Origin of the sequence: Pseudomonas sp. SJZ074 (assembly GCF_007828215.1) — a bacterium.
Taxonomy (GTDB): Bacteria; Pseudomonadota; Gammaproteobacteria; order Pseudomonadales; family Pseudomonadaceae; genus Aquipseudomonas.
Window position 1 is genome coordinate 106433 of sequence record NZ_VIUE01000005.1, and the last position, 12300, is coordinate 118732.

Sequence of the window (12300 nt, forward strand, 5' to 3'; positions counted from 1 at the left end):
TTCTGTGGAAAAGGTGGGGCGAACGTGAGGATCGCCAAAACAGCTTTCGATATTGGGTTATCGACTTGTTGGGGGCAGGCTTTAGGGGGAAAGCTGTCGACCTCCGATTTTCGGGGCAGCGGCTTGTAATAAACAAGACTTGAGCAACTTGAGGGCGTTACCTGAGCCCCAACCGCCGCGCCATCCGCCCCAGGTTCGCCCGATCCAGCCCCAGTTCCCGAGCGGCGCTGGCCCAATTGTGCTGATGGCGTTCCAGGCTGGCGCTGATCAGCCGACGTTGGAAATCGTCCACGGCTTCGCGCAGATCTCCCGTCACGGGAGCCGTCGCCAAGGCCGGGTGGATAGCGGAGTGTTCAGAGGTTGGCTCGGTGGCCTGGGGCAGGTCCAGATCCTGGGCGCCGAGGCTTAGGATCTTCGGGCGCACCGGGCATCTGCCCAGTGCTTTCAGGGCGCTACGGCCGATCAGGTGTTCCAGTTCACGCACGTTACCCGGCCAGTCGTAGGCCAGCAGCGCGGCTTGGGCGTCGCTGCTCAGGCGCAGGCTGTTAAGGCCCATGCGCGAGCGGTTCTGCTCCAGGAAGAAACCGCTGAGCAACAAAACATCCCGGCCGCGATCCCGCAGTGCCGGTACCTGCAAGGGGTATACGCTCAGGCGGTGATAGAAGTCGGCTCGATAATGGCCGTTGCGCACTTCTTCGGCCAGGTCGCGATTGGTTGCGGCGATCAGGCGCACGTCGACCCGGTGTTCCTTGTCCGAACCCAGGCGCTGCAATTGGCCGCTCTGCAACACTCGCAGCAGTTTGGCCTGGACAGTCAGGGACAACTCGCCCACTTCGTCGAGGAACAAGGTGCCGCCATCGGCCAGCTCGAACTTGCCGCGCCGGTCGCTCGTGGCTCCGGTGAACGCCCCGCGCACATGGCCGAAGAGTTCGCTTTCCACCAGGGTGTCCGGCAAAGCGGCGCAGTTAAGGCTGATCAGTGGCTGTTCGGCGCGTTTGGAGGCCGCGTGGATCGCCTGGGCCACCAGTTCCTTGCCGACGCCGGTTTCCCCGGTGATCAACACGGTCAGGTCGCTGCCGCCCACCAGATTGATCTCTTCCATCAGGCGTTTATGAGCTTTGCTCTGCCCGACCATGTCGCGGGGTTGCTGGCCGCTGGCCTGGCGATAGACCTCGGCGCGACGGTGTTCGTCTTCGGCTTTCAAGGCCAGGCGCTCGATGCGTTCGGCGGCGCTGACCGTGGCGGCGGCGAGGCTGGCGAAGGCTTGCAAGGCGCTGAGGTCGATGGGCTCGAAGCGTTCAGGATCCAGTGAGTCAAGGGTCAGCAGGCCCCAGGGACGTTCGTCGACGAACAGCGGGCAGCCCATGCAATCGTGAACCTCCAGGTGGTCGTCGAGGCCATCGACCAGCCCGTCGTAGGGATCGGGCAGGTCGCTGTCGGTAGCAAAACGGGTGGGATGCGGGTTGGCCAGCAACGCTTCGAAGCGCGGGTGTTCGCTGACCCGGAAACGCCGGCCCAAGGTGTCGGTGCTCAAGCCGTCCACCGCCAGCGGCACCAGGCAGTCCCCGTCCAGCCGCAACAACGCCGCCGCGTCGCAGGGCAGCAAGGCGCGCAAGGCTCCGAGCAAGCGGCGATAGCGCTCGCCTTCAGGCAATTCGCGGGACAAGTCCGCTACCAGTGGCAGCAGGGAGGTCAGCAGGGAGGTTGCGGTCATAATGACTCCGTGTAGTCGAAAGGACTATATCCTCCCCCGTGTCTTAATGACTACTTTATTTTTAACTTACTGAAAATAAAGGAAAATATTTGTGGCACGAAAACTGATAAGCATGAGTATCCGTTTCCGTAATACGCGAGGAGTCACCTTATGCTTACCCGGGAAGAACGCGCCATCATTCGCTCCACTGTTCCATTGCTTGAAAGTGGTGGTGAAGCGCTCATCACTCATTTCTATCGCATGATGCTTTCCGAATACCCCCAGGTCCGACCGCTGTTCAACCAGGCTCACCAAGCCAGTGGCGATCAACCCCGGGCCCTGGCCAACGGCGTGTTGATGTACGCGCGGCACATCGACCAGCTCGACCAGTTGGGTGACCTGGTGGCGAAAATCGTCAACAAGCACGTCGCCTTGCAGATCGAGCCACAGCATTACCCGATTGTCGGTTCCTGCTTGTTGCGGGCGATTGCCGAAGTGCTGGGCAACGAAATTGCCACGCCCGAAGTCATCTCTGCCTGGGGCGCCGCCTATAACCAATTGGCCGATATCCTCATCGGTGCCGAAGCCGGCATGTACGACATGAAAGCCGCTGCCCCGGGTGGTTGGCGGGGTGATCGGGAATTCATTCTGGTGGCCAAGGTCCAGGAAAGCTCGGAGATCACCTCTTTCTACTTCGAACCCGCGGACAAGGGACCGATTCTGCTGGCCGAGCCAGGTCAATACATCGGCATGAAACTGTTCCTGGACGGTGAGGAAGTACGTCGCAACTACTCGCTGTCGGCACTGGCGGACAACGGCCAGTACCGGATCAGCGTCAAGCGCGAGCCGGGTGGACGGGTATCGAACTACCTGCATCATGATTTCCAGGTTGGCAGCAGCATCCAGCTGTTCCCGCCGTCCGGGGATTTCTACCTGACCGCCAGCGACAAGCCACTGGTGCTGATCAGCGGTGGCGTTGGTATCACCCCGACCCTGGCAATGCTGCAGGCGGCATTGCAAACCGAGCGGCCAGTGCATTTCATTCACTGCGCACGCAATGGTCGCGTCCATGCCTTCCGTGAGTGGATCGACGACCTGGCCGAGCGGCACCCGCAGCTCAAGCGTTTCTATTGCTATGACGAAGACGACGGCTTGAGTCCGGCGGCCGACCGGATTGGCTTGTTGAGTCAGGAGCAACTGGCCAAATGGCTGCCGGAACAACGTGACCTGGATGCCTATTTCCTTGGACCGAAAGGTTTCATGGCGGCTGTGAAGCGTCATCTCAAAGCCCTGGGCGTACCGGATGGACAGAGCCGCTACGAGTTCTTCGGGCCGGCTGCGGCACTGGAATAAAGGCAGGCGGCAAGCCTGGCAGAGCCGGGTTGCCTTCATCGCGAGCAGGCTCGCTCCCACAGGGAATTGCGGCGGATGCACTGTTGTGACCGCTGCAAAAACTGTGGGAGCGGGCTTGCTCGCGAAGACGGCGGCATCGTCGACACAGAGGTTGCCTGACACTCCGCTTTCGCGAGCAAGCCCGCTCCCACAACGAGCTTGCGGTAAGCGTGTCTTCCTGGGTGTCGCCAGGCCCTGTGGGAGCGAGCCTGCTCAGCGAAGGGGCCGGCAGGCGTTGCACACTCTCAACTGACCCTTCGCACGCCCCAAGTTAATCCGCACTTAACCTTTTTCCTGTCTATTCCCCCCCAAAGTTGGCGCAAGCCGCTCGTTCACTGTCATGGCCAAGTGTAGACTTCGGCCTTCCGATAGCGCGCCGGGTGTCGCAAGGCTGTGCGTCGATCCATGCATCCAAAGGAAAACGCAATGAGTGAGGAAATGATGCGGTTGGGCCGCGAGCGTCGCTACCTGGTGCTGCTCGGGCTGATCTGCCTGGCGCTGATCGGTGGTGCGCTGTACATGCAGGTGGCCCTCGGTGAAGCACCGTGCCCGCTGTGCATCCTGCAGCGATATGCGCTGTTGTTGATCGCGATCTTCGCGTTCATCGGCGCGGCCATGCGCACCCGTCGCAGCCTGACGATTCTTGAGGGAATCGTGGTGCTCTGTGCCCTGGCCGGCGCAGGAGTGGCGGGACATCACGTGTATACCCAGTTCTTCCCGGCAGTCAGTTGCGGCATCGATGTGTTGCAACCGATTGTCGATGATCTGCCGCTGGCGAAAATCTTCCCCCTGGGTTTCCAGGTCGATGGGTTCTGCTCCACCCCGTACCCGCCGATCCTGGGCTTGTCCCTGGCGCAGTGGGCCTTGCTGGCCTTCGTACTGATCGTGGTGCTGGTGCCTTTGCTGGTGTCGCGTAACCGCAAGACCCTTCGCTGAAGCACCTTGATGAAACGCCCCGGTTTTCCCGTTGGAGAACCGGGGCGTTTTGCGTTTCAGCGATGGGAAGGATCGGCCTTGATCCGGGGCAAGAATGACCTGCGACACTGTGCGACACGTTGTCACACATTTCCTGGTTCCAGGGTCGTCCGCAGCATGCATAGGTGCTTCGTCCTGTAACAAAAAAACTTTCAAACTTGCCTTGGTGGTGATCTTTGCTGAGCCGGCAGCAGGCATTTTTAACAGCGCAACGCCAGTGGGCGAGCCCCCCGAAAAACGGGCTCTTGCCGGGCAAAAAACCTCAATGCGTTCCGTTCAGGCTGTCTGAATCGCGGGTAGTAGACCTACCTTTTCTGGGGTTCTTGTTGAGAATCAATTTCGATAACATGCCGCACCGTTGCGGTATCTGGAAGAGATTGTTGCCGGTTTGGATAAAAATTATTTCGGGATGAGACATGGTCTCCAGCGCTTCAGCTCACTACAATCGCCCGCACCGAGTATCCGACCCGGCTCAGGCTTGAGCACGAGAGGTGGTCGAAGGGCGCCAGCGCCCCATGCGACCCCAGGTGTCGGTGCCTTCCTACTACCTGCACCAAATGGAATTGGGCTGTAACAAGGCCTTTTACCGACGAATTCGAATAAGAACTCACTGCTGGCCCAGGATAGGTCGAACAGCGTCTGACGCTCGACGGGCAGCCCTTATTCAAATCCAAGAAAATGCCAACCCTTGGCAGGGTGAAGTGTTGGCGATCAAAACCCAACTGCATTGCGCAAGCTGCTTTAGAGGTCGTGAGATGAGTAAAAACAGGTACCCCCGATTACTAGGCTTGTTGCCGCTGCTCGGCACGTTGCTGCTGGGAGGCTGCAACATGACCTTGCTCGATCCCAAGGGCCAGGTCGGCCTGGATGAACGAAACCTGATCATCACCGCCACGCTGCTGATGTTGCTGGTCGTCGTGCCGGTTATCGTCATGACGTTCCTGTTCGCCTGGAAATACCGCGCCTCCAACACCAAGGCCGTGTATACGCCGAAGTGGTCGCACTCCACCAAGATCGAAGCGGCCGTGTGGACGATCCCGGTCCTGATCATCATTGCCCTGGGTTATGTCACCTACAAGTCGACCCACGCCCTGGACCCGTATCGTCCGCTGGACTCCGATGTCAAGCCGATCACCATTGAAGTGGTCTCCATGGACTGGAAGTGGCTGTTCATCTATCCGGAACAAGGCATCGCCACCGTCAACAAGATCGTGTTCCCGGCCCACACGCCGATCAACTTCAAGGTCACCTCCGACACCGTGATGAACTCGTTCTTCATCCCGGGCCTGGGCGGGCAGATCTATGCGATGGCGGGCATGCAGACCAAGCTGCACCTGATCGCCAACCAGAACGCCGAACTCGAAGGGATCTCCGCCAACTACAGCGGCGCAGGTTTCACCGGCATGAAGTTCAAAGCAATCGCCACCACTCAGGAAGACTTCGACGCCTGGGTCAACGATGTGAAGAAGGCACCTAAACAGCTTGAAAAAGCTGAATACGAAGCCCTTTCCAAACCGAGCCAGAACAACCCAGTCGAACTCTACTCCGCGGTCACGCCGAACCTGTTCCAGACCATCATCGACAAGTATGAGGGGATGAATCCAGGCAAGCCGATGCACCACGAGAAGCATGAGAAGGAAGTGGCGCACAACATGGAAGGGATGGACATGAGCTCGCATTCAGCTGCCGGGGCAGAGGAGTAAACGATGTTTGGTAAATTAAGTTGGGAAGCGATCCCGTTCCACGAGCCGATTGTCATGGTGACCCTTGCCATCATCGCGCTCGGTGGTCTGGCGTTGTTCGCCGGGATCACTTACTTCAAGAAGTGGACCTATCTGTGGACCGAGTGGCTGACGTCGGTCGACCACAAGAAAATCGGCGTGATGTACATTGTCGTCGCCATGGTCATGCTGCTGCGTGGTTTTGCCGACGCCATCATGATGCGTACCCAGTTGGCCATGGCCACCGAGGGTTCGCCTGGCTACCTGCCACCTGAACACTATGACCAGATCTTCACCGCCCACGGTGTGATCATGATCATCTTCATGGCGATGCCATTCTTCACCGGCCTGATGAACCTCGCAGTGCCGCTGCAGATCGGTGCCCGCGACGTTGCCTTCCCGTTCCTGAACTCCCTGAGCTTCTGGCTGCTGGTGTCCGGCGTCGTGCTGATCAACGTTTCCCTGGGTGTCGGCGAGTTCGCCAAGACCGGTTGGGTGGCCTATCCGCCGTTGTCGGGGCTGCAGTACAGTCCGGGCGTGGGTGTGGATTACTACATCTGGGCGCTACAGCTATCCGGCCTGGGTACGACGCTGACGGGGGTCAACTTCCTGGCCACCGTGCTGAAAATGCGTACCCCGGGCATGAAACTGATGGACATGCCGATCTTCACCTGGACCTGCACCTGGGCCAACGTACTGATCGTCGCTTCGTTCCCGATCCTGACCGCTACCCTGGCACTGCTGACGCTTGACCGCTACATGGATTTCCACATTTTCACCAATGAGCTGGGTGGAAATCCGATGATGTACGTCAACCTGTTCTGGGCCTGGGGTCACCCCGAGGTGTACATCCTGATCCTGCCGGCGTTCGGGATCTTCTCCGAAGTCATCTCGACCTTCTCCGGCAAGAAACTGTTCGGCCATCACTCGATGATCTACGCGTCCGGCGCGATCTCGGTGCTGGGCTTCATGGTCTGGCTGCACCACTTCTTCACCATGGGCTCGGGTGCCAGCGTCAACGCCTTCTTCGGCCTGGCGACGATGCTGATTTCGATCCCGACCGGGGTGAAACTGTTCAACTGGCTGTTCACCATCTACCAGGGGCGCTTGCGTTTCACCAGCCACGTCATGTGGACCCTGGGCTTCATGGTGACCTTCGCCATCGGCGGCATGACCGGCGTACTGCTAGCCATTCCGGGTGCCGACTTCGTCCTGCACAACAGCCTGTTCGTGATCGCGCACTTCCATAACGTGATCATCGGCGGCGCGGTGTTCGGCTACATCGCCGGCTTCGCCTTCTACTTCCCGAAAGCGTTTGGCTTCAAGCTGCACGAAGGCTGGGGCAAGGGCGCGTTCTGGTTCTGGATCACCGGCTTCTTCGTCGCGTTCATGCCGCTCTATGTACTGGGCTTCATGGGCATGACTCGTCGCTTGAACACCACCACCAACCCTGAGTGGGTGCCGTACCTGTACGTCGCCATGTTCGGTGCGGTGCTGATCGCCGTCGGTATCGCTTGCCAGCTGATCCAGCTGTACGTCAGCGTGCGTGACCGCAACAAGCCAGAGAACATGTGCGAACACGGCGACCCGTGGAATGCCCATACCCTGGAGTGGTCGACCTCTTCGCCGCCGCCGTTCTACAACTTCGCCGTGCTGCCGAAAGCGGACGTCATCGACCCGTTCACCGAAGCCAAGGAAAACGGTACTGCGTACCAGACTCCGGCCAAGTACTCGCCGATCCACATGCCGAACAACACCGCCACCGGTGTGGTCATGGGCGGCCTGTTGACCGTGTTCGGTTTCGCGATGATCTGGCACATCTGGTGGTTGGCGATCGCCAGCCTGGTTGGCACCGTGGTGTATTTCGCCATCCATGCCGCCCGTGACGATCAGGGCTACATGGTGCCGGTGGATGTCATCGAGCGCATCGAAGCCGAGCAGCACAAACGTCTGGTCGCGGCCGGGAAAGTCCCAGCCACCGCCACCCGTGTTGAAACCTCGTTGGAACAGGCTTAAACCATGTCGAACTTAGTGACCAATGTTGGACACGCCCATGGTCATGACCATGGGCACGATGACCATCACCACGACTCGGGCGAGATGACCGTATTCGGTTTCTGGCTCTACCTGATGACCGACTGCATTCTGTTCGCGTCGATCTTCGCGGCCTACGCGGTGCTGGTAAACAATGTCGCCGGTGGCCCGTCGGGCCACGACATCTTCGAACTGCCTTACGTACTGGGCGAAACCGCTCTGCTGCTGTTCAGCTCGATCACCTACGGCTTCGCCATGCTGGCGTTGTACAAGGGCAAGAAAACCCAGGTACTGGGTTGGTTGGCCATGACCTTCCTGTTCGGGGCCGGCTTCATCGGCATGGAGATCAACGAGTTCCACGTGTTGATCTCCGAGGGCTTCGGTCCTAACCGCAGCGGTTTCCTGTCCGGGTTCTTCACCCTGGTCGGCACCCACGGTCTGCACGTGACCAGCGGCCTGATCTGGATGGCGATCATGATGTACCAGGTCCAGAAAAATGGCCTGACCGCCACCAACAAGACCCGCCTGAGCTGCCTGAGTCTGTTCTGGCACTTCCTGGACGTGGTGTGGATCTGCGTATTCACCGTTGTTTATCTGATGGGGACCCTGTAAATGGCTAACGCACATTCCCATGATGGTCATGACGCCAGCCACGGCAGCGTCAAGTCCTATGCCATCGGCTTCATCCTGTCGGTGATCCTGACCGTCATCCCGTTCGGCCTGGTGATGTACCCATCGCTGCCCAAGAGCCTGACCCTGTGGATCGTCCTGATCTTCGCCGTGGTCCAGGTCCTGGTGCACCTGGTGTACTTCCTCCACCTTGACCGCTCCGCCGCCCAGCGTAACAACGTGATTGCGTTTGTCTTCGCGGCGTTGGTGATCGTCCTGCTGGTCGGCCTGTCGTTGTGGATCATGTTCAGCATCCACACCAACATGATGGCGCACTGAGGAAAGTCCGGATGTCCTTAAAGCACTTTATCCAAATCACCAAGCCGGGGATCATTTTCGGTAACGTGCTTTCTGTGGCAGGCGGGTTTTTCCTGGCCTCGAAAGGGCATGTCGATCTGGCCATCTTCCTGGCGGCGATGATCGGCACCTCCCTGGTGGTGGCGTCCGGTTGCGTGTTCAACAACTGCATCGACCGCGACATTGACATCAAGATGGAGCGCACCAAAAACCGTGCGCTGGTCCAGGGGCTGATCCCGGTACAACTGGCCCTGGCGTTCGCCACGGTGCTGGGCGTGGCCGGCGTGGCGCTGTTGTATCGGGTGGCCAACCCGTTGGCGGCGCTGTTTGCAGTGATCGGTTTTGTCATCTACGTCGGCCTCTACAGCCTGTACCTCAAGCGCAAGTCGGTTCACGGCACGTTGGTGGGCAGTCTGTCGGGGGCGATGCCGCCGGTGATCGGCTACGTGGCGGTCAGCAACAGCTTCGACATGGCTGCGCTGACGCTGCTGGTGATGTTCAGCCTGTGGCAGATGCCGCATTCCTATGCCATCGCGATCTTCCGCTTCAACGACTACCTGGCAGCCTCGATTCCGGTGTTGCCGGTCAAGCGTGGCATTCGCGTGGCCAAGAAGCACATCCTGCTCTACATCCTGGCCTTCCTGGTGGCGACCTTGATGCTGACCTTCAGTGGCTACGCCGGCATGAGCTACCTCGCCGTCGCCGCCGCCATGGGCATGTACTGGCTGTACATGGCCTGGACCGGCTACAAGGCCGTGGATGACACGGTCTGGGCACGCAAGCTGTTCGTGTTCTCGATCTTCACCATCACCGCCCTGAGCGTCATGATGTCCCTGGACTTCAAAGTGCCAAGTGAGCTGCTGCTGACCTACGCACCATAAGCGCCAGACGCTATATAGAAAGCCCCGCCTTCGCGAGAAGCGCGGGGCTTTTTCTTGGTACGGAGCTTTGAGCGGTATCGTCTTTCATCTGCTGCAACAGATGGGTGGGTGTTGAACTATAAGCAATTTGCCTATAGTTTTACCATGCGCACTCAATTTTTTGAAACCTCGTCATTTACTGCCACCGTAAGCCGTTACCTGACGGACGATGAATATCGCTTGCTTCAAACTCATCTGCTGCAGCATCCGGGCGCCGGCGACCTCATGCCTCGTACAGGGGGATTTCGTAAGTTGCGCTGGGCGGACGAGCGTCGTGGCAAGGGGAAGCGAGGAGGGTTGCGGGTTATCTACTATTGGCTTATGAATGATGGCCAATTCTGGATGTTTGCGATTTATGACAAGGACGAGCTGGAAAACCTGACCTCGGATCAGGAAAAAACGCTCAAGCGCGCCATAGACGCAGAGTTGAAAGTACGAGGTACCTTATGAAAAAGCGCGATCTGTTTGCCGAGCTGATGCAAGGCGTCGACGAGATGGCTGCTCATCGAGAGGGCAAGATCACCCTTCGTCAGATATCGATTGAAGACAAGCCCGCTCCCGAGGTGTCGGCGCAGGAAATTGTTGCTCTGCGCGACAAGCTCCACATGTCTCAGGCGGTTTTTGCGAAGAGCATCAGGACTAGCCCCGGTACGCTTAGAAATTGGGAGCAGGAGAAGTCCAAACCCAATGCCCAGGCGGCTCTGCTGATCAAACTGGTCGAGAAGTTTCCAGACATGGTCGAGCGGCTCGGCGCGGTCTGATCAATCAGTCCCATGAAAAAGCCCCGTCTTCGCGAGAAGCGCGGGGCTTTTTCATGGGTGTCATTTCGGACTTTTGTGGGAGCGGGCTTGCTCGCGAAAGCGGTGGGTCAGCTAGCGATGATGTTGGCTGTCGACCGCCTTCGCGAGCAAGCCCGCTCCCACAGTAGGTCTGCATGGCACAGGGAATTTGTGCCTGGTGAAGGACTCGTGTGGGAGCGGGTTTACTGCTGGGCGATGCTATAGCCGTCAAAGGCCTTTTGCTGCTGCAAAGCGGTGATGATGCTTTTGCGGGTGGCCTGTTGTTCGGTGCCGTCGTTGTCGAGGAACAGGTCGTTTTCCAGCTCGGCCTCGTCCCCTTCGCCGACGAAATTGAAACCCAGGAATTCGAAGGCCTCACGGTCGACGTTCGGCTTGGAGCTCGGGGTGCGCAGGGGCAGAGTGACGCTGATGCCGTCCTTGCTGATGACAAACACTTGCGCTTCCTTCTTGGCCCGCGAGGCCTTGCCCTTGCTGCCGCTCGGGTTGCTGATGGCCTGGTGGGTCTGGTTCAGCACCTTCAGGGCCAGGCCATAGACCAATTCCTGGAAGGCTGGGTCGTCCTTGTAGCTGGAAAGAATCCGGCTGATGGGGAAGCGGCTGCTCAGGTCTTCCAGCGCGGCGAAATCGGCCGCTTCGGCGTCCTTGAGTTGCTTGAGCTGGCCCATCAGTTCGTAGGCCTTGTCATCGTCGAACGCGTCGTGGGCCTGGCGGATGGCGCTGCGCAGTTCGCGGATCTGGTCGCTCTCACGGTTCGACTGGAAGGCATCCAACACCATCTCACTGATGGTCTTGGCTTGAGGCAGATGCTGTGAAAGATTGATGGAGTTTTCGTATTCCGCTTTGGACGACAGGGTGACTACGGATTCAGCGGTATTGGAATCGGACATTGAAATTTCACTACTTCTGTTAGCTGGATAAGACGAGAAAGGCATTGAGCTTTTTTTCGGTCGCCTAATCTATTGGACGCGGGCGGTGTTGTCACGGTTGATCCGGTGGCTGGTCGGCATTTGTTGCCGGCATCGGCGTTCAGGTGCGCATCAGCGCCTCCAAGCGCAACGCGTCGGGGATGGCGGTGCCGCTGGCGGTGTTGTCGAAGATGCACCAGGTCGGCGTATCGGGTTCGCGTTTCAATTGTTGAGCGAGTTGCTCCAGCCAAATGTCTTCGTAGCGCGAGTAATAGATCCGCGGGGAGCCGTGCAGCCGGTAGTAACGCACCCCGGGCCACCCCCCTGGTTGACCGCAACCGGGCAGGGGTGATGGATCGGCGGCGACGCGGCCGATGTGTTCATCGTGCAGCAATGCCGTGACGTGCTCGGTCAGCCAGCTTGGATGTCGGGGCTCAAGCACCGCGTGGCCCTGATAGCGGTCTCGCAAGGCCCTGAAAAACGATTCGGCCACCGCTGCATCGAAGGCCAGTGACGGTGGCAATTGGATCAACAGGCAGCCCAGCTTTTCCCCCAATTGCGAACATTGTCCGAGAAAATCACCCACAAGCCCGTCGCAATCGCGCAACCGCCGTTCATGGGTGATCTGCTTGGGCACCTTGACCGAGAAGCGGAAGTCCGGCGCGACGCTGTCCGCCCACTTTGCATAGGTGGCGGGACGGTGCGGGCGGTAGAACGAGCTGTTGATTTCCACCGCCGGGAAGCGGGCGCTGTAACGCTGCAGGTGCGTGCCTTCCTCGGGAAAGGCCGGCCATTGCTCCCGGGGCAACGACCAGCCGGCGCAGCCCAAATGAAAGTCAGCTGAAGGGCGAGATTGAATCGACAAGGGCAATGACCTGTACCGTCTCTGGTTTC

Annotated in this window: 12 protein-coding genes; 9 read left to right on the forward strand and 3 right to left on the reverse strand. The window is 59.1% G+C overall.

Annotated features, from left to right (window positions below):
- Positions 1 to 157: 157 nt before the first annotated feature.
- On the reverse strand, positions 158 to 1714 hold the full coding sequence (norR, locus tag FBX99_RS08470; protein ID WP_145131225.1) for a nitric oxide reductase transcriptional regulator NorR: 1557 nt from the start codon (positions 1712 to 1714) through the stop codon (positions 158 to 160).
- Between the two features lie 150 nt (positions 1715 to 1864).
- Between norR and hmpA the strand changes: the two genes are divergently transcribed.
- The 9 genes from hmpA to FBX99_RS08520 all read left to right on the forward strand — a co-directional run bounded on the left by hmpA (position 1865) and on the right by FBX99_RS08520 (position 10462).
- Positions 1865 to 3046: an NO-inducible flavohemoprotein gene (gene hmpA, locus FBX99_RS08475; protein ID WP_144922989.1), complete on the forward strand. Its 1182-nt coding sequence runs from the start codon at positions 1865 to 1867 to the stop codon at positions 3044 to 3046.
- Between the two features lie 465 nt (positions 3047 to 3511).
- Positions 3512 to 4021 carry a disulfide bond formation protein B gene (locus FBX99_RS08480; protein ID WP_041022360.1) on the forward strand — a complete coding sequence of 170 codons (510 nt, stop codon included), beginning with the start codon at positions 3512 to 3514 and terminating at the stop codon, positions 4019 to 4021.
- Positions 4022 to 4815: 794 nt separating this feature from the next.
- Complete coding sequence (cyoA, locus tag FBX99_RS08490; protein ID WP_047699654.1) at positions 4816 to 5763, forward strand: ubiquinol oxidase subunit II; 948 nt, start codon at positions 4816 to 4818, stop codon at positions 5761 to 5763.
- A gap of 3 nt (positions 5764 to 5766) precedes the next feature.
- Positions 5767 to 7797, forward strand: a complete 2031-nt coding sequence (gene cyoB, locus FBX99_RS08495) for a cytochrome o ubiquinol oxidase subunit I (RefSeq protein ID WP_144922996.1) — start codon at positions 5767 to 5769, stop codon at positions 7795 to 7797.
- A 3-nt stretch (positions 7798 to 7800) separates the two neighbouring features.
- Entirely contained in the window at positions 7801 to 8427 is a 627-nt protein-coding gene (locus FBX99_RS08500; protein WP_047699659.1) for a cytochrome o ubiquinol oxidase subunit III, read from the forward strand.
- The gene (gene cyoD / locus FBX99_RS08505; RefSeq protein ID WP_041022358.1) at positions 8428 to 8763 is read left to right on the forward strand and encodes a cytochrome o ubiquinol oxidase subunit IV; all 336 of its coding nucleotides are present in this window, start codon (positions 8428 to 8430) and stop codon (positions 8761 to 8763) included.
- Between the two features lie 11 nt (positions 8764 to 8774).
- Entirely contained in the window at positions 8775 to 9662 is an 888-nt protein-coding gene (gene cyoE / locus FBX99_RS08510; protein ID WP_025211928.1) for a heme o synthase, read from the forward strand.
- Between the two features lie 144 nt (positions 9663 to 9806).
- Positions 9807 to 10151, forward strand: a complete 345-nt coding sequence (locus tag FBX99_RS08515; protein WP_145131316.1) for a toxin — start codon at positions 9807 to 9809, stop codon at positions 10149 to 10151.
- Positions 10148 to 10462: a DNA-binding transcriptional regulator gene (locus tag FBX99_RS08520; protein WP_144922999.1), complete on the forward strand. Its 315-nt coding sequence runs from the start codon at positions 10148 to 10150 to the stop codon at positions 10460 to 10462. Before FBX99_RS08515 ends, FBX99_RS08520 begins: the two co-directional genes overlap by 4 nt.
- 221 nt (positions 10463 to 10683) lie before the next feature.
- On the opposite strand, the gene FBX99_RS08525 is transcribed toward FBX99_RS08520, so the two are convergent.
- Positions 10684 to 11388, reverse strand: a complete 705-nt coding sequence (locus FBX99_RS08525) for a hypothetical protein (RefSeq protein WP_047699663.1) — start codon at positions 11386 to 11388, stop codon at positions 10684 to 10686.
- Between the two features lie 139 nt (positions 11389 to 11527).
- Entirely contained in the window at positions 11528 to 12271 is a 744-nt protein-coding gene (locus FBX99_RS08530; RefSeq protein ID WP_145131227.1) for a DUF72 domain-containing protein, read from the reverse strand.
- Positions 12272 to 12300 lie beyond the last annotated feature (29 nt).